Origin of the sequence: Rhodococcus spongiicola, from assembly GCF_004011835.1 — a bacterium.
Taxonomy (GTDB): Bacteria; Actinomycetota; Actinomycetes; order Mycobacteriales; family Mycobacteriaceae; genus Prescottella; species Prescottella spongiicola.
Genome location: NZ_RKLN01000002.1, coordinates 711,231 through 729,094 on the forward strand (window position 1 = coordinate 711,231; position 17,864 = coordinate 729,094).

The 17,864-nt window shown below is 67.0% G+C and carries 15 protein-coding genes; 6 read left to right on the top strand and 9 right to left on the bottom strand.

Annotated features, from left to right (window positions below):
* Window positions 1–3: 3 nt before the first annotated feature.
* Both EF834_RS08015 and panB read right to left on the bottom strand, forming a co-directional pair.
* Entirely contained in the window at window positions 4–450 is a 447-nt protein-coding gene (locus EF834_RS08015; protein WP_127946647.1) for a hypothetical protein, read from the bottom strand.
* 148 nt (window positions 451–598) lie between these two features.
* Entirely contained in the window at window positions 599–1,447 is an 849-nt protein-coding gene (panB, locus tag EF834_RS08020; protein ID WP_127946648.1) for a 3-methyl-2-oxobutanoate hydroxymethyltransferase, read from the bottom strand.
* A 185-nt stretch (window positions 1,448–1,632) separates the two neighbouring features.
* Here panB and EF834_RS08025 point away from each other — a divergent pair, with 185 nt between their 5' ends.
* From EF834_RS08025 to EF834_RS08035, 3 genes are all read left to right on the top strand, one after another.
* Complete coding sequence (locus tag EF834_RS08025) at window positions 1,633–3,177, top strand: alpha/beta hydrolase (RefSeq protein ID WP_127946649.1); 1,545 nt, start codon at window positions 1,633–1,635, stop codon at window positions 3,175–3,177.
* Between the two features lie 67 nt (window positions 3,178–3,244).
* Window positions 3,245–4,585 (top strand): type I glutamate--ammonia ligase, encoded by a 1,341-nt coding sequence (glnA, locus tag EF834_RS08030; protein ID WP_127946650.1) that lies wholly within the window; start codon window positions 3,245–3,247, stop codon window positions 4,583–4,585.
* Between the two features lie 93 nt (window positions 4,586–4,678).
* On the top strand, window positions 4,679–7,696 hold the full coding sequence (locus EF834_RS08035; protein ID WP_127946651.1) for a bifunctional [glutamine synthetase] adenylyltransferase/[glutamine synthetase]-adenylyl-L-tyrosine phosphorylase: 3,018 nt from the start codon (window positions 4,679–4,681) through the stop codon (window positions 7,694–7,696).
* A 7-nt stretch (window positions 7,697–7,703) separates the two neighbouring features.
* Here the strand turns inward: EF834_RS08035 and EF834_RS08040 are convergent, their stop codons facing one another.
* On the bottom strand, window positions 7,704–8,390 hold the full coding sequence (locus EF834_RS08040) for a GntR family transcriptional regulator (RefSeq protein WP_127946652.1): 687 nt from the start codon (window positions 8,388–8,390) through the stop codon (window positions 7,704–7,706).
* A 224-nt stretch (window positions 8,391–8,614) separates the two neighbouring features.
* Here EF834_RS08040 and EF834_RS08045 point away from each other — a divergent pair, with 224 nt between their 5' ends.
* Together EF834_RS08045 and EF834_RS08050 are read left to right on the top strand one after the other, a co-directional pair.
* Window positions 8,615–8,917 (top strand): putative quinol monooxygenase, encoded by a 303-nt coding sequence (locus EF834_RS08045; protein ID WP_127946653.1) that lies wholly within the window; start codon window positions 8,615–8,617, stop codon window positions 8,915–8,917.
* 440 nt (window positions 8,918–9,357) lie between these two features.
* The gene (locus EF834_RS08050; RefSeq protein WP_127946654.1) at window positions 9,358–9,888 is read left to right on the top strand and encodes a C40 family peptidase; all 531 of its coding nucleotides are present in this window, start codon (window positions 9,358–9,360) and stop codon (window positions 9,886–9,888) included.
* A 109-nt stretch (window positions 9,889–9,997) separates the two neighbouring features.
* On the opposite strand, the gene glnA (EF834_RS08055) is transcribed toward EF834_RS08050, so the two are convergent.
* Complete coding sequence (gene glnA / locus EF834_RS08055; RefSeq protein WP_127946655.1) at window positions 9,998–11,434, bottom strand: type I glutamate--ammonia ligase; 1,437 nt, start codon at window positions 11,432–11,434, stop codon at window positions 9,998–10,000.
* Between the two features lie 244 nt (window positions 11,435–11,678).
* Here glnA (EF834_RS08055) and EF834_RS08060 point away from each other — a divergent pair, with 244 nt between their 5' ends.
* Complete coding sequence (locus tag EF834_RS08060) at window positions 11,679–12,155, top strand: RDD family protein (RefSeq protein ID WP_127946751.1); 477 nt, start codon at window positions 11,679–11,681, stop codon at window positions 12,153–12,155.
* 93 nt (window positions 12,156–12,248) lie between these two features.
* Here EF834_RS08060 and EF834_RS08065 read toward each other — a convergent pair whose 3' ends face one another.
* From EF834_RS08065 to sucB, 5 genes are all read right to left on the bottom strand, one after another.
* Window positions 12,249–13,004: a DUF4191 domain-containing protein gene (locus EF834_RS08065; protein WP_127946656.1), complete on the bottom strand. Its 756-nt coding sequence runs from the start codon at window positions 13,002–13,004 to the stop codon at window positions 12,249–12,251.
* Window positions 13,005–13,063: 59 nt separating this feature from the next.
* A complete protein-coding gene (gene lipA, locus EF834_RS08070) occupies window positions 13,064–14,077 on the bottom strand; it encodes a lipoyl synthase (RefSeq protein ID WP_127946657.1) in 1,014 nt (337 codons plus the stop codon).
* A 53-nt stretch (window positions 14,078–14,130) separates the two neighbouring features.
* On the bottom strand, window positions 14,131–14,964 hold the full coding sequence (lipB, locus tag EF834_RS08075) for a lipoyl(octanoyl) transferase LipB (protein WP_127946658.1): 834 nt from the start codon (window positions 14,962–14,964) through the stop codon (window positions 14,131–14,133).
* Between the two features lie 35 nt (window positions 14,965–14,999).
* The gene (locus tag EF834_RS08080) at window positions 15,000–15,890 is read right to left on the bottom strand and encodes a TIGR01777 family oxidoreductase (protein ID WP_127946659.1); all 891 of its coding nucleotides are present in this window, start codon (window positions 15,888–15,890) and stop codon (window positions 15,000–15,002) included.
* A gap of 126 nt (window positions 15,891–16,016) precedes the next feature.
* Window positions 16,017–17,765 (bottom strand): 2-oxoglutarate dehydrogenase, E2 component, dihydrolipoamide succinyltransferase, encoded by a 1,749-nt coding sequence (sucB, locus tag EF834_RS08085; protein ID WP_127946660.1) that lies wholly within the window; start codon window positions 17,763–17,765, stop codon window positions 16,017–16,019.
* Window positions 17,766–17,864 lie beyond the last annotated feature (99 nt).

The window sequence follows — 17,864 nt, forward strand, 5'->3', positions numbered from 1 at the left end:
GGCTCAGAATCCGATCAGAGCGGACGCCAGCGTCGGGATCTCGAGCGCGTCGAGCGCGCCCTGGCGTACCTGCGGGCACTGCGCGGAGGTGATCGTGTCGACTCGCTCGCGGTCGCCGGCGAGCGCGAGCAGGTCGACGCCGTTCGCGGTGGCCCAGGAGATGACGACGGTGTTGAGCCCACTCTTGCCGAGCGTCGGCGGGTAGGTACGCCAGTTCTGCAACTGTGACTCCATGTCCGAGCACAGCTGTACAGCTTGGGCGTCGGTGACCCCGGAGGCCGAGTTGCTCCCGCCGCCGTCCGGCGTCGGGGCTGCCGCAGACGTCGATTCTGTGGTCTGGGCCGCGTTACCGGGTGTCGGGGACGGATCGTTGCTGCACCCGCCGACGAGTGCGGCGAGCGCAGCTGTGGCGGCTATGGCGGCCGCGAGGCGTCCTCGGCGTGCGGTCATCGTGCACCTCGGTTCTCTCGGGGACCGACTTCGCGGTCCGGAATGTCGAGTGTGCCAAAGTTTCGGGACGCCGGCCTGTTTCTTCGGCCGGCGTCCCGCCGGGTGTCTTCGGCCGGTGTCCCTCGCCCGGGACGCAGCAGCCGGTGCGTCAGAAGCTGTGCTCGGCCGCCGGGAACGTACCGGCGGCGACCTCTGCGGCATAGGCTGCGGCCGCGGCGCGCAGGGCCGAGCCGACCTCGCCGAACTGCTTCACGAACTTCGGCGGTTTGCCACTGGTGAAGCCGGTCATGTCCTGCCACACCAGCACCTGGGCGTCACACTCGCTGCCGGCGCCGATGCCGACCGTCGGAATGGTGAGCTTGCGCGTCACCTGACCGGCGAGTTCGGCGGGAACCATCTCCATCACCACCGAGAACGCGCCGGCCTCCTGGACCGCGATTGCGTCGGCGATGAGCTGCTCGGCGCCGTCACCGCGGCCCTGGACCCGGAAGCCGCCGAGGGTGTTCACGGACTGCGGGGTGAACCCGATGTGGGCCTGGACCGGAATCCCGGCGGCCGTGAGGGCAGCGATCTGCGGGGCCACCCGTTCACCGCCCTCGAGCTTCACGGCGTGGGCCTGCCCCTCCTTCATGAAGCGGAATGCAGTCTCGAGTGCCTGCTGCGGCGACGCCTCATAGCTGCCGAACGGCAGGTCGGCGATCACGAGGGCGTGCGGTGCGCCGCGCACGACGCCGCGGACCAGGGGAATCATCTCGTCGATCGTGACCGGCACTGTGGTGTCGTAGCCGTACACCACGTTCGCGGCCGAGTCGCCGACGAGTAGCACCGGGATCCCAGCCTCCTCGAAGAGGCGGGCGGTGGAGTAGTCGTAGGCCGTCAACTCCGCCCAGCGGGTGCCCTCGGCCTTCATCGCCTGCAAGTGATGTATCCGGGTCCTGCGCCTTGGCGCATCGGTAGGGGTGGTGCCGGTCGAACCGTATGGAGCGGTCTCGGACATCGTTGTCCCTTTCTGCCTCGAGGCCCGCCTGGCGGGTCCCCGGGTTGGGTGATGATGGGGTTCAGTCTGCCACCGTGTCGTAGGGCGACGAAGAGCGGCCTCGGTGCCGTTGATCACACTGGTTGGTCGTGTTCCGAGCGTTTGTCGCGGTGTTCGTCGAGATTCGGCGTGGCACGATCGAAGACATGCAGCCGAGACCTCGATTGCTTTTGGCCACCGCGATGGGCGCGGTGGCCGTGCTCGTCGTCGGATGCACCCTAGGGACGGCTCGGCAGGGACCGGAATCGTCGCGCGGGGCGGGTGTGATCCCAGCCGGACTCGAGTCGTTCTACGCCCAGCAGGTCGAGTGGGGGTCGTGTGACGGCTTCGCGACGGACGGGGACGATCTGAAGCCGACTCTCGAGTGCGCCAGGGTCACCGTGCCCCTCGACTACGGCAACCCGGCCGGGGCCACCGCGCAGATCGCGATCTCGCGTTCGCCCGCGACCGGTGACCGGCTCGGGTCGCTGCTCGTCAATCCAGGTGGCCCCGGCGGTTCGGGTCTGAGTCTGGCGTCAATTGCCGACGGAACCGAGGTCGCGCAGCGGTTCGACGTCATCGGATTCGACCCGCGCGGTGTCGGAGCGTCCACGCCACAGGTTCGATGCCTGACGCCCCAGGAAATCGACGCTGAGCGCAGCGATCCCGACGTCGACATGAGCCCGGAGGGGATCGCCCGCACCGAGGAGAAGAACCGAACCTACGCGGAGCGCTGCGCGCAGCGGTCCGGGCTGTCGCTGCTGGCGCACGTCGGGACGCGAGACGTCGTGCGCGACATGGACGTCATCCGCTCCGTGCTCGGCGACGCCGAGCTCAACTATCTCGGGTTCTCCTACGGCACCCGGATCGGCACCGAATACGCCGAGACCTTTCCGGAGAACGTGCGTGCGATGGTCCTCGACGGGGCGGTCGATCGTGAGCAGAGCCCCGTCGATGAGACGGTCTTGCAGGGGGCAGGCTTCCAGCAGGCGTTCGATGCGTTCGCGACCGAGTGCACGCAATCTCCGGACTGCCCCCTGGGAACTGATCCTGCGGCGGCGAACACACGGTTCCGGGCTCTGGTCGACCCGCTCGTCACGCAGCCGGCGGCGACGACGGATCCTCGGGGTCTGAGCTACGAGGACGCGGTCACCGGCGTGCTGCAGGCGCTGTACACGCCGAGCTTGTGGACGTCCCTGCGGGGCGGCCTGACCGAGCTGACCGAAGGGCGCGGGAATTCGCTCCTGCTGCTCGCAGACCGGTATGCGGGTCGACTGGATGACGGCAGCTACTCGAATCTCGAGGACGCCTTCAACGCAGTCCGCTGTGTCGACGACCCCCCACTGGTCGATCGCGGCGTCGTCGGGGAGATGGACACCCGGTACCGCCAGGCGGCGCCGTTCCTCGACGACGGCCGCGGCACCGGAAACGCCCCACTGGATGCGTGCGCGTTCTGGGCGGTACCGCCGACGGGTGGACCAAGCGACATCGAAGTGTGGGGATTGCCTCCCGTCGTCGTGGTGTCGACCACCGAGGATCCGGCGACTCCGTACCAGGCGGGAGTCGACCTGGCCAAGCGACTCGGGGCAGCGCTCATCTCTTACCGGGGCGCCCAGCACACCGCGACTTTCGACGGGGTCGCGTGCGTGGACGATCCGATCACCGCATATCTCGTGGAACTGGCCGCACCCGAGCCCGACTTGACCTGTTGAGACGCGACACGTGGCGAAATTCCGCGATGTAACACAGATTTAACGGAGTTTGCCTAGTCTCGCGGGCATGGATCGCCAAAAGGAGTTCGTGCTTCGCACCCTCGAAGAGCGCGATATTCGGTTCGTTCGGTTGTGGTTCACCGACGTGCTCGGCTACCTCAAGTCGGTGGCGATCGCGCCCGCGGAACTGGAAGGCGCCTTCGAAGAGGGCATCGGCTTCGACGGGTCCGCGATCGAGGGCTTCTCGCGTGTTTCGGAGGCCGATACCGTCGCGATGCCGGACGCCTCGACGTTCCAGATCCTGCCGTGGGCACACAAGGACGGTGCCCAGCACTCGGCGCGCATGTTCTGCGACATTGCGATGCCCGACGGCACGCCGTCGTGGGCGGACCCCCGCAACGTCCTGCGTCGCCAGCTGAACAAGGCCAGCGATCTGGGTTTCTCGTGTTATGTGCATCCGGAGATCGAGTTCTTCCTGCTCGAGAACGGTCCGATCGACGGTCACCCGCCCGTGCCCGCCGACAGCGGCGGTTACTTCGATCAAGCGGTCCATGACCGGGCCCCGAGCTTCCGTCGACACGCGATCGACGCGCTCGAATCGATGGGCATCTCGGTGGAGTTCAGCCACCACGAGGCCGCGCCCGGCCAGCAGGAGATCGATCTCCGCTACGCCGACGCCCTGTCGATGGCCGACAACGTGATGACGTTCCGCTACGTCGTCAAGGAGGTCGCGATCGAGGAGGGCGTGCGCGCCTCGTTCATGCCGAAGCCGTTCAGCGATCAGGCCGGCTCGGCGATGCACACGCACATGAGCCTGTTCGAGGGTGACACCAACGCGTTCCACAACCCCGACGATCCGATGCAACTGTCGGAGACCGGTAAGGCCTTCATCGCCGGAGTCCTCGAGCACGCAAGCGAGATCAGCGCCGTCACCAACCAATGGGTGAACTCCTACAAGCGTCTGGTCCAAGGCGGCGAGGCTCCGACCGCAGCTACCTGGGGACCGTCCAACCGGTCGGCGTTGATCCGCGTGCCGATGTACACGCCGAACAAGGCGTCGTCTCGTCGCGTCGAGATCCGCAGCCCCGATTCGGCCTGTAACCCCTACCTGACATTCGCGGTCCTGCTCGCCGCCGGTCTGCGTGGCATCGAAAAGGGCTACGACCTGCCTCCCCAGGCGGAGGATGACGTGTGGTCGCTCACCGAGGCCGAGCGCCGGGCGATGGGATACCGACCACTGCCCGGAAGCCTCGCCGAAGCGCTACGGGAGATGGAGACGTCCGAGTTGGTCGCCGAGGCGCTCGGCGAGCACGTGTTCGACTTCTTCCTCCGCAACAAGCGGCGCGAGTGGGCGGATTACCGCAGCCAGGTCACTCCCTTCGAACTGAAGGCCTACCTCGGCCTGTAAGGGGCCGACTGATCAACTCGATCCCGAAGAGGTGAACGCCGTGTCCCATCCGGCTGGTCCACACATTCGTGACGACGTCCAGGTTGAGAAGAGATGGTGAGGCCGCCGTACGCCAGGTCGGCCGTGCCGGGCGTCGGCCGACTTGGGTTGATCGAGCCGACCGCGCCCGGGGAACTCGACGCGCTCGGGTGGTCCAACCTCGACGGGGTCGAGCTTCTGTGGGCGCTGTCGCGAGCCCCGAATGCCGATCTCGCTCTGCGTACGCTTGTGCGGCTGCAGGAGGGATTGGGCGACGAGTGGACGGAGCTCGACACCGCACTGCGTTCGGACCGTCGATTGCGTGGCAGGCTGTTCGGATTGATCGGCGCCTCCAGCGCTTTCGGTGACCACTTGGTGGCGGACCCGTCGTCGTGGAAACTGCTGGCCGGAGACATGATGTTGCCCTCCAAGGAGGAGCTGACGAGACGTCTTCTCGCGTGCGTCGGGGCAGTTCCCGAGACGGGCCCGAACGCCTCACCGATGCTCTACCGATCCACCCTGACGGGGCCCGAAGCTATTTCTGCACTTCGCAAATGCTATCGCGACCAGTTGATGGTCCTGGCCGCCGCCGACCTCGCCGCCATCGTCGAGAACGAGCCTGTGATCCCTTACCAGACTGTGGGACATCAGCTGTCCGACATGGCCGATGCCGCCCTCACGGCCGCGCTGGCGGTGGCTGTCACGGCGGTGTGCCCGGACGAGCCGTGTCCGGTGCGGATCGCGGTGATCGCGATGGGAAAGTGCGGTGCCCGCGAGCTCAACTACGTCAGCGACGTCGACGTCGTGTTCGTCGCGGAACCGTCCAACGCGGTGGCAAGCCGCATCGCCGGCGAGATGATGCGCGTCGGATCGTCCGCCTTCTTCGAGGTCGACGCTGCCCTGCGTCCGGAGGGCAAGCGCGGCGAACTGGTGCGCACCCTCGAATCGCACGTCGCCTACTACGAGCGGTGGGCCAAGACCTGGGAGTTCCAGGCACTGCTGAAGGCCCGTCCGATGACCGGAGACGTCGAGCTGGGGCAACAGTACACAGACGCATTGGGCCCGATGGTGTGGGCGGCGGCCGAGCGTGAGGACTTCGTTCCCGAGGTGCAGGCCATGCGGCGACGCGTCGAGGCCTCGGTGCCGCCGGAACTGCGCGAGCGCGAACTCAAGCTGGGGCGCGGCAGCCTGCGTGATGTCGAGTTCGCCGTTCAGCTGCTCCAACTGGTTCACGGCCGTGCCGACACGTCACTGCGGGTGATGAGCACGATCGACGCCCTGACCGCACTCGCGGCCGGCGGCTACGTCGGACGCGAAGACGCGGCCAACCTCACCGCGTCGTACGAGTTCCTGCGGTTGCTCGAACACCGCCTCCAGCTCCAGAGGCTCAAGCGCACGCACACGTTGCCGCCACCGGAGGACGAGGAGGCGCTGCGGTGGCTCGCCCGCGCGGCCCACATGCGTCCGAACGGACGTCACGACGCCCTGGGCGTGCTGGACGCGGAGATCAAGCGGAACTCGCACCGGGTGCGGCGCCTGCACGCCAAGCTGTTCTACCGGCCGCTGCTCGAGTCGGTGGCCCGAATCGACAAGGAGGCGCTGCGGCTCAGTCCGGACGCGGCCGTCCGGCAGTTGGCGGCACTCGGCTACTCGGCACCCCAGAACGCCCTCGGACATCTCACCGCGCTCACCCGCGGTGCGTCCCGGAAGGGGCGCATCCAGGCGCTGCTGCTGCCTACCCTGCTCGAATGGCTCGGGGACACGCCGGATCCCGACGCCGGCCTGCTCGCGTACCGTCGGCTGTCGGATGCACTCGTCGACGCCACCTGGTTCCTGCGGCTGCTGCGCGACGAGGCGTCGGTGGCGCAGCGGCTCATGACCGTTCTCGGTTCGTCTGCGTACGTTCCGGATCTGTTGATCAAGGCACCCGACGTCATACGGCTTCTCGCGGACGGCCCGTCCGGTCCGCGACTGCTCGAGCCGCACCCCGAAGACGTGGCGCGCGGCATCCTGTCGTCGTCCGCGCGCTACGTCGAGCCGGTCCGGGCGGTCGGCGCGGCGCGTTCCCTGCGCCGGTACGAATTGGCGCGCGTCGCGAGCGCGGACATCCTCGGCATGCTCGATGTCCCGCAGGTGTGCCGGGCGCTGTCCTCGGTCTGGGCCGCCGTGCTCAACGCCGCGCTCGCCGCGGTGATCCGGGCGAGCGAAGCGGAAATGGGTGGACCCGCGCCCGCCACGTTCGCGGTGATCGGCATGGGCCGGCTCGGCGGCGGCGAACTGGGCTACGGCTCCGATGCGGACGTGCTGTTCGTATGCGAACCACGCCCCGGCGTCGATGAAACACAGGCAGTCAAGTGGGCCAACCTGATCGGCGACCGAGTGCGAACGTTGCTCGGGGCTCCCAGCACCGATCCACCGCTGGTGGTGGATACCGGACTGCGGCCCGAGGGACGTAGTGGCCCGCTGGTTCGGACGCTGGCCTCGTACCAGGCGTACTACGCGCAGTGGGCGCAGTCCTGGGAGGTCCAGGCGCTGTTGCGGGCACACACCGTCGCGGGCGACGCCGACCTCGGACTGCGGTTCCTGAAGATGATCGACAAGACTCGGTACCCCGAGGGTGGGGTGTCAGAGCAAGCCGTCCACGAAATAAGGCGGATCAAGGCCCGCGTCGACTCCGAGCGGCTGCCGCGCGGTGCGGATCCTGCCACGCACACCAAGCTCGGCCGTGGCGGCCTCGCCGACATCGAGTGGACCGTGCAGCTGATCCAACTACGGCACGCCCACGAGATCCCGTCCCTTCACAACACGTCGACTCTCCAGACGCTCGATGCGATCGGCGCGGCGGAGCTGCTGAGCGAGACCGACATCAAACTGCTGCGCGACGCGTGGCTCACCGCAACCAAGGCCCGCAACGCCCTCGTCCTCGTCCGCGGCAAACCGACCGACCAACTGCCGGGTCCGGGGAAGGTGCTCTCGGCGGTCGCGCAGGTGGCGGGCTCGCTGGACGGGGACCCGAACGAGTTCCTCGACAACTACCTGCGGGTCACCCGGCGGGCGAAGGCCGTCGTACAGCGGGTGTTCGGGGGAGAGTGACTGACGGTCACCCGCTCGCGAAGAGGCGGATCCGCTGCTCCCGGCTGTGCTCGAGGTGGGCTCGCATGTGTTCGCGTGCGGCCTTCGCGTCCCGGGCGCGCAACGCGTCGAGGATGTGCTCGTGCTCGGAATTGAGCAGTTCCGGTTCGCCGTAGTTCGACGGTGGGCCGCTGTCGTAGATCCGCAACTGGGTGGTCAAGCGTACGAGCAGGGTCGTGATCGTCGCGTTGTGGGCGGCCTGCCAGAGTGCCTCGTGGAACCGGAAGTTATCCACGCGGGCAGCGGTGTCGTCGTTGGTATGGCAGCACGTGTCGTGCAGTCGTTCGAGGCGGGCCATGTCGAGGTCGGTGTGTCGAAGTGCAGCCGCACCAGCGGCCTCCGATTCCAGTGCTACCCGTGCCGCATAGATTTCGATGACGTCTTCGGGGGTTCCGGAGCGCACCCGGAAACCGCGCGCCGCACGTTCGAGCAAGCCGTCGTGGGCGAGCCAGTTGAGGGCCTCTCGAATCGGCGTGCGAGATGCACCGTAGGTCTCGCTCAGCTGCGTCTCGTGCAACGCCGCACCTTGTGGGAACTTGCCTTCGAGGATGTCGGCGCGCAGTCGCAGGTATTGCTTGGACGTCTGGTCGGAGCGGCCTGAGGTGCCCGAAGGCAGCAGCACGCCCAGATCTGCCAGGTCGTCCTCGCGCGTCATCGTTGTCCCATCTCTATCGGCCCCGTGTTCGGACGTGCCGATTATGCCACCGCCTACGGTCGAATACTCACGTATACGCGAGCGGTTTGTGCTTCCCGGTAGCTGTGTTCTTGCATCGAGGGGCACTCGTCATGGCGCTCCACGGGTCCGAGGCGACGCACGTTGACTCGGTCGATGCCACCGAGAACAGTAAGAGAGGTATCGGTCTCTTTGGGAGGTGCTCGATGGTCAGCGCAGCGCTGCTGGTGCGAGTGGAAGCCAAACGTGGCAAGGAGGCCGAGGTCGCGGAGTTCCTCGAGAGCGCCTTGGCGCTCGTGCAGGAGGAACCGGACACCACAGCCTGGTTCGCGCTTCGCTTCGGCCCCGCGACCTTCGGCATATTCGATGTATTCCCCGACGACAAGGGGCGGCAGGCGCACCTCGCCGGACGGGTCGCGGAGGCGCTGATGGCACGGGCCGACGAATTGTTCGTCGGTCACCCCACCATCACGAACGTCGACGTACTGGCGAGCAAGCTGCCCGAGTGACGGGCCAATCCTTCGGCTGCCCCGCCGCTCCAGGGGCGTAGACGCCCGTCCCAGTGTCATGGTTCCGCAGTGCGGACGCCCGAAATGTCCGTTGCCGAGCCGTTATCTTTCGAGCCCGATCATCGTGATTTTCGAGCCCTGACGTTATTCAATGCCCTGATTACCTGGCGAGTGTCTGTCGGCTGTATCACGAACCTGGCAGTTCGTCGGGATTCGAAATTCTTGGGCAGTGCTGCACGAATTACCGGCTCAGACGGCTTTTTCGGTTGACTTTTCGACGGATCGTCGAGCTCCAGTAGGTATACCCCCCATACCTGACTAGGTACCCACCCCGGTAGATATGCGGATGTCTCGATTAGATAACGACGGAACTCTGGGTTGTGCCCGATCACCGATGCCACGGAGGTGTCGGACCGCATGTAAGACCCGGAGGACCTCGAATGGCCAAGCACCGCGCACAGAAGAAGACCCGACTGACCCGCACCACCCGTGGACTGGTGCTAGGTGCCGTCACCGCCGGCGCTCTGGTGATCCCGGTCGCCCCCGCGATGGCACAGCCCTTCGACTTTCTGAACTGGGGCGCCAACGTGATCCAGCCGAACTCGGGCGGCTCCGTGGGCCAGCCGAACTCGAAGGGGCAGGCTGTCGCTAATGCCGCGAAGTCCAAGCTCGGCTCCCCATACGTGTGGGGCGCGACGGGTCCGAGTTCGTTCGACTGCTCGGGACTGGTCCAGTGGGCCCACAAGCAGGCCGGCGTCTCCGTCCCCCGGGTCAGCTACGACCAGATCGCCGGCGGCACCCCGGTGTCCAAGGCCAACCTGCAGCCGGGTGACGTCGTCTCGTTCTACGGGGCCAACCACATCGGCATCTACGCCGGCGACGGCCAGGTTGTCCACGCCCCGACCTCGGGCGACGTCGTGAAGATCTCGCCGGTGGACTCGATGCCCTTCGACGGGGCGACCCGCTACTGATCCAAGCGTCCCTCGACGCGAAACGAGCCCGTCACCCTGCAGGGGTGACGGGCTCGTTTCGTCGAATCCGTAGTCCGAACCTATCCGTAGTTCGTATCTACTGAACGGCTCAGCAGTCGTAGTACAGGTTGAACTCGTAGGGGTGCGGACGCAGGTTCACCGGCGCGATCTCCTGCTCACGCTTGAGCGAGATCCAGGTCTCGATGAGGTCGGTGGTGAACACGCCACCCTCGGTGAGGTAGTCGTGATCCTGCTCGAGCCGGTCGATGACCGCAGCCAGGCTGGTGGGGGCCTGCGGGATGTTGCGGGCCTCCTCCGGGGGGAGCTCGTAGAGGTCCTTGTCGACCGGAGCCATCGGCTCGATCTTGTTCTTGATGCCATCCAGGCCCGCCATCATCTGCGCCGCGAAGTTCAGGTACGGGTTGCCGGACGAGTCCGGGGCGCGGAACTCGAGGCGCTTGGCCTTCGGGTTGTTGCCCGTGATCGGGATGCGCACGGCCGCCGAGCGGTTGCGCTGGCTGTAGACCAGGTTGATCGGGGCTTCGAAGCCCGGCACCAGGCGGTGGTAGGAGTTGATCGTCGGGTTCGTGAATGCCAGCAGCGACGGCGCGTGGTGCAGGATGCCGCCGATGTACCACCGAGCAGTATCGGACAGGCCCGCGTAGCCGGCCTCGTCGTGGAACAGCGGCTTGCCGTCCTTCCACAGCGACTGGTGGACATGCATGCCCGACCCATTGTCACCGAACAGCGGCTTCGGCATGAAGGTGACGGACTTGCCGTGCTGCCACGCGGTGTTCTTCACGATGTACTTGAACAGCTGCAGGTCGTCGGCCGCGGAGAGCAGCGTGTTGAACTTGTAGTTGATCTCCGCCTGGCCGCCGGTGCCGACCTCGTGATGGCCGCGCTCGAGCTCGAAGCCCGCCCGCTGGAGCTTGGTGGAGATGTCGTCGCGCAGGTCGACGTAGTGGTCGTACGGCGCGACCGGGAAGTAGCCACCCTTCGGGCGGACCTTGTACCCGAGGTTGGCGCTGCCGTCGGCGTTGCGCTCGTTTCCGGTGTTCCAGGTGCCCGCGATCGCGTCCACCTTGTAGAACGCACCGTTCATGCCCGAGTCGTACGAGACGTTGTCGAAGATGTAGAACTCGGCCTCGGCACCGAAGTAGGCGGTGTCGGCGATGCCGGTCGACCTCAGGTACTCCTCCGCCTTGCGTGCGACGTTGCGCGGGTCGCGGCTGTAAGCCTCACGAGTGAACGGATCGTGGACAAAGAAGTTGATGTTCAGCGTCTTCGCCGAACGGAATGGGTCGAGCTGCGCGGTGGAGACGTCGGGAAGCAGCATCATGTCCGACTCGTGGATCGACTGGAAGCCGCGAACCGAGGATCCGTCGAACGCCAGGCCGTCGTCGAAGATTTCCTTGCCGAATGCGGTGGCCGGGATGGAGAAGTGCTGCAGAACGCCGGGCAGGTCGCTGAAGCGGATGTCGACGTACTCGACATTCTCGTCGGCGATGTACTTGATGACCTCTTCGGCCGTGGAGAAAGCCACGTTGGTGCTCCTTCAGTCGGTTACCTGCCGGTTGAGTTGCGGCGGTTTCGTCGAGGCACGACGCTAGATAGCTGGTGTTGCCCGTTAGTCAACCTTATGTTTCGCGGGTGTTACACGTCGGAGTTGACTTGGTTATTCGCACGAACGGGCGATGTGACCCTTTCCGTACCGAACAGGTGTGACGCGCAGCACCGATGCCGATTGGGGCGCGGTGCTCGTCGCGGCGCCGCCTATCCTGGACGGCATGGCACGTATGACCGGTTCCTGGCTCTCTGGCCCCTCCGCTGCACTGCCGAAGGGGCAGACCGAAGCGCAAGCCTATCGGGGTGAACTACTGGGTTTGCCGGCGGACGGACCCGGTTCGCTGGCCGCGCTCGGACGGCGCGTCCTGGCTCTGGCGGTCGACTGGTTCACCGCGGCGGGTGTCGTGATGCTCCTGATCGGTGAGGCGCCGCTCGAGAACCCGCGGATCGGCACCTACACCCTCATGTTGTGGTTCCTGGTCGGCGTCGCCTGCGTATCGCTGTTCTCGTTCACGCCCGGTCAGTACATGTTGGGACTGCAGGTCGCTCGCGTCGACGCCCCGGCCAAGGTCGGTTTCCTGAGGGCGCTCGGCCGTCAGGCGCTGATGGTGTTCATCGTTCCTGCGGTCATCACCGACGTCGACGGGCGCGGCATGCACGATCGTGCAACTGGCACGGCACTCGTCCGCATGCGCTGAGCACACACATCAACGACGAATGTCACATCGGTTGGCCGGACCGAATTGCCGGACCGAACCGATGTGACATTCGATTACCCGTGAGTGGAGGTGTCAGCGGCGGCGAATCGTGCGCTGCATGCCCTTCATCTTGGCGCCCGGAGGCAGAGGGCCCTTCGGCGTTGCGGCGCCGGCGCGTCCGCCGAGTGCCGCCAGCCGGGACTCGATCGAGTCCATGCGCTTGGTGTTGATGTTGCGCGGCAGCTTGTTCAGCCGCTTTGTGAGCTGTGAGAGCGGCACCTGGCCCTCGTCGTTACCGACGACGAAATCGTAAATGGGGGTGTCGCCGACCAGTCGCGCAGTCTTCTTCTTCTCCTGTGCGAGCAGACCCTTGACACGCTGCGGCGAGCCCTCGGCGATAAGGATCACGCCGGGGCGACCGATCACGCGGTGCACCGCATCGAGTTGCGTGGTGCCCGCGACGGCATTGGTGACGCGCCACGCGCCTTGCATGTTGTCGAGCGCCCACGCCGCGGCACCGGCCTGCCCCTCGGCCTTGCCGTACACCGTCTTCTGGACCCGCCTCCCGAAGATGATGAAGCCGAATAGGACGCCGACGAGGATGCCGATCGGCAGCAGGAACCACTGGATACCGAAGATCAGGCCGACCACGAAGAACAAGAGCGCACTCAGCACAACGGCGCCGATGATCAGCGGGAGCAGCAGCTTGTCTTCCTTGCGCTGCATCTGGAACGCCTGCCAGAGCTGAGTCCGGCGTTCCTTCGACGCCTGCTTGCGGGCTGCCTTCGCCGCCGCCTTGGCTTCCTTACTCGCTTTGCCCGCTTTTCCGGATTTACTGCCGTTCGCCATACCTCACAGGATACGTCCCGCACCGCGCACCACACGCGCGCGGTGAGCGGACGTACACGTCAGACGCGTGCGAGACGCTCGAGTACCGAACTGGCTTCCTGGGAAGCGGTGCCGTCCGTGGCGAGGTGTGCCTGTCCCGCCGGCAGCGGCCGTCCGTGGTGGGCCATCGCCTGGGCGTAGAGACGTCCGGCGCGGTACGAGGAGCGCACCAGCGGTCCCGCCATGACGCCCGCGAAGCCGATCTCCTCGGCCGCCTTCGAATGCTCGACGAACTCCTCCGGCTTCACCCAACGTTCGACCGGATGGTGCCGCGGTGACGGACGCAGGTACTGCGTGATGGTGATGATGTCGCAGCCGGCCTCGTGCAGGTCCACCATTGCCTGGTGCACCTCCTCGGGGGTCTCGCCCAAACCGAGGATGAGGTTGGACTTGGTGACCAGGCCGGACTCGCGGGCGGCGCTGATCACGCCTAGCGAACGCTCGTAGCGGAACGCGGGACGGATCCGCCTGAAGATGCGCGGCACCGTCTCGAGGTTGTGTGCGAGCACCTCCGGACGCGACTCGAACACCTCGGTCAGTAGATCGGGCTTGCCGTTGAAGTCGGGGATCAGGTTCTCGACGCCTGTACCCGGATTCATCGCGTGGATCTGCCGGACCGTCTCCGCGTACAGCCACGCACCGCCGTCGGGCAGGTCGTCGCGGGCGACGCCGGTGATCGTCGAGTACCGCAGGCCCATAGCCTTGACGCTTTCCGCGACACGGCGGGGTTCGTCCCGATCCAGCTCGGCGGGCTTTCCGGTATCGATCTGACAGAAATCGCAACGGCGTGTGCACTGTTCGCCACCGATGAGGAACGTGGCCTCGCGGTCCTCCCAACACTCGTAGATGTTGGGGCAGCCCGCTTCCTCGCAGACGGTGTGCAAGCCTTCGCTTTTCACCAAGCCCTTGAGCTCGGTGTACTCCGGGCCCATCTTCGCGCGGGTCCGGATCCACTCGGGCTTGCGCTCGATCGGGGTTTCCGCGTTTCGGATCTCGATGCGGAGCAGCTTCCGTCCGTCTGGGGCGACACTCACGAAGTTGATCGTACGCCTGACCGGATCTCGCACTCGGGGCTGGGCAGGGCGGTTCAGCCGAACCGGGTGGTGGTGAACTCGGGCGCCTGAGGTGCGCTGTCGTGTGTCACCCGCTCTATGTCGTCGCGCGTCGTGCGCTCTATGTCGTCGCGCGTCGTGCGCTCTATGTCGTCGCGCGTCGTGCGCTCTATGTCCTTGAAGGTGACCGGGAGGCTTCCGTCCAGGGCTGCCATGACCGCCTCGGTGACCGCGGGGGTGACCTCGCCGACTGTGACATCGCGGCCGAGTTCGCGCGAGAGGGTCGTCACGCCGGCGTCGTGGATACCGCACGGAACGATGTTGTCGAAACCGTTCAGTGCCGCGTTGCAGTTCAGGGCGAAGCCGTGGAGCGTGACTCCGCGCTGGACTCGCACACCGATCGCGGCGACCTTGCGTTCGGGCACCCGCCGGCCGTCGACCGATGCGGCGGGCAGCCACACACCTGAGCGGCCCTCGACCCGCCCGCACGTCAGACCGAGGTCGGTGCAGACAGTGATCAGCGCCTCTTCGATCCGCCGCACGTAGCTGACGACGTCGACGGGTTCGGCGAGCTTCACGATGGGGTAGCCGACCAGCTGGCCCGGGCCGTGCCAGGTGATCTTGCCACCACGGTCGACGTCGATGACCGGGGTGCCGTCGACTGGCCGATCCTCCGGAGCGGTTCGGCGTCCGGCCGTGTAGACGGCGGGATGCTCGAGGAGGAGCAACGTATCCGGTCCCACGCCGTCCGCGCGAGCCGTGGCGAGCGTTCGCTGGTGCTGCCAGGCCTGCATGTAGTCGATGCGGCCGAGGACTTCAACGGACATCGGCTGGGAACTGGATCGGGCCGACGCGGTGGTACTGCGCATGGGATAGACGTTACGCCCGCCGACCCGATGGTCCGTCACGGCTCGAGTGCGTATGCGAGTGCGGCATCGATGGTCGGGTGCAGGAACGAGAATCCAGCCTGTTCGAGCGCGGTCGGGACGGCGCGTTGGCCGGTCAGTACTGCCTCCCGACCGAACTCACCGATCAGTGCGGTAACCGCGAATCCCGGCACCATCCACGGTGCTGGGCGGTGGAGTGCGCGCCCCATGGCCGCACTGAACCGTGCATTCGTTACGGGTTCCGGTGCGCACAGGTTCACCGGCCCTTGGACGTCGCCGTGGGTCAGGACGAACTCGATCGCCGCCACCTCGTCGGCGAGGGTGATCCACGACATGTATTGGCGGCCGCTCCCGAGTCGGCCACCGAGCCCGAGCGAGTACAGCGGCCGCAACCGGCCGAGCATCCCGCCGCGTGGCGACAGTACGGTCGCGGTGCGGATCGACACGGTACGGACCCCGCCGTCGTACGCCGGGGTAGTCGCGTCCTCCCAGTCCTGGCACACCTGCGCCAGGAATCCGCTGCCCGACGGCGAGCGCTCGTCGACGATCCGGTCCTTGGTGTCGCCGTAGTACCCGACGGCGCTGCCGTTGACGAGGACCGGCACCTCTGCCTCGACCACCGCGTGCGCCAGCACGTCCGTCGTGGTGAGTCGACTGTCGCGGATGGCCTGCTTGTAGGCCCCCGACCAACGCTTGTCGCCGATGCCCGCGCCGCACAGGTTGACTACCGCGTCGGCGCCGCGCAGTGCGCCCGGGTCGAGCATGCCCGACTCCGGATTCCACTCGAACTCGTCGCGGCCAACAGGTGTGCGTCGCACCAGACGTGCGACGTCGTGGCCATCGTCGCGCAGGGTCTCGACGAGCGTCTTCCCGATCAGGCCGGACGATCCGGCGACGATCACACGCATGGCGTCCTCCTAGCTCTCGAACACACCGCTCTCGAACACACCGCTGTCGAACACACCGAGGGGCACCATCCCTGGCGAGATGGTGCCCCTCGGTGGCGTATCACGTCGAGTTCTTGGCCCGGCGCCCTACAGGCCGAGGTCGGCCTCGAACGCCGCCTCCTCGAGGCGCTGCTTGATCGTCGTCAGGAAGCGACCGGCGTCCGCGCCGTCGACCAGGCGGTGGTCATAGGTCAGCGGCAGGTAGCACATCGAGCGGACGCCGATGGACTCGTTGCCGTTCTCGTCCTGCAAGACGACCGGGCGCTTGACGATCGCGCCGGTACCCAGCATCGCCGCCTGCGGTGGAACCAGGATCGGGGTGTCGAACAGGGCGCCCTGGCTGCCGATGTTTGTGATGGTGAAGGTGCCACCGGCCAACTCGTCCGGCTTGAGGCCCCCGGAGCGGGCGCGCTTCGCGATGTCGGCGATCGCGCGGGCGAGGCCGGCCAGCGACAGGTCTCCAGCGTTGTGGATCACCGGGGAGAGCAGACCCTGCTCGGTGTCGACGGCGATGCCCAGGTGCTCGGCCGGGTGGTAGGTGATCTCCTTGGTGTCCTCGTCGTAGCTCGCGTTCACGTTCGGATGAACCTTGAGCGCCTCGACGACAGCCTTTGCGAAGAACGGCAGGAACGTGAGGTTCACGCCCTCGCGCTCGGCGAACTCGGCCTTGGCCTGGGCGCGCAGCGCAGCGATCTTGGTGACGTCGACCTCGAAGGTCTGGGTCAGCTGTGCCGTGGTCTGCAGCGACTCGCGGGTCTTGGCCGCGGTGATTTGGCGGATCCGATTGGCCTTCTGCGTGGTGCCGCGCAGAAGCGCCAACTCCGGACGGACACCAGCGGTGACGGCCGGGGCCGGAGCGGCCGGAGCAGCAGCCGGCGTGGGTGCAGGGGCTTTCGCGGCCTCGGCCGCGGCGAGCACGTCCTGCTTGCGGATGCGGCCGCCGACACCGGTGCCCTCGACCGTCGAGAGGTCGACGTTGTTGTCCGCAGCGAGCTTACGAACCAGTGGGGTGACGTAGGGGGTGGCCTTGCCCGACGGCGCCGGGGCCGGTGGGGCGGGGGCGGCAGCCGCAGGAGCGGCGGGGGCGGCCGGTGCGGGGGCGGCTGGTGCCGGTGCGGGGGCGGCCGGGGCCGGAGCAGCGGGCGCGGCGGCCGCAGGAGCCGGGGCCGGCGCGGGCGTCGGGGCAGCTGGAGCAGCCGGGGCGCCGGAACCGACGACGGCGAGCTGGCCACCCACACCGACGACGTCGTCCTCCTGCGCGGTGATCTCGACCAGCACGCCGGCGACGGGTGAGGGGATCTCGGTGTCGACCTTGTCGGTGGAGACTTCGAGGAGCGGCTCGTCCACGGCGACCTCGTCGCCGACGGCCTTGAGCCAGCGGGTGACGGTGCCCTCCGTGACCGACTCACCGAGCTCCGGCATGGTGACCGAGGTGTTCGACCCGGAACCGGCGGGCGCAGGAGTGGGTGCGGGAGCGGGAGTCGGTGCCGGAGCTGCAGCGGCGGGCGCGGGGGAGGGCTCGGCAGCGGCGGGAGCCTGTGCTGCAGGAGCAGGAGCAGGAGCAGGAGCAGCAGCAGCGGCGGGAGCGGGAGCCTCACCGGCGTCACCGATCACGGCCAGCTCTCCACCAATTGGGACGACGTCGTCCTCCTGCGCGACGATCTTCGTCAGGACGCCTGCGGAGGGGGACGGGATCTCGGTGTCGACCTTGTCGGTCGAGACCTCGAGGAGCGGCTCGTCTACGTCGACCGTGTCCCCTTCCTGCTTGAGCCACCGCGTGACAGTTCCCTCGGTGACAGACTCACCAAGGGCTGGCATCTGGACGGAGAAGGCCATTTCGTTTGACTCCTCGACTGTTGTGTTCAGGTTGTTGAGTTTTTGTCGACTTGTGGTCGAAGACCATTGTGCTCGAGATGCCCCGAGATGCACGGTTGC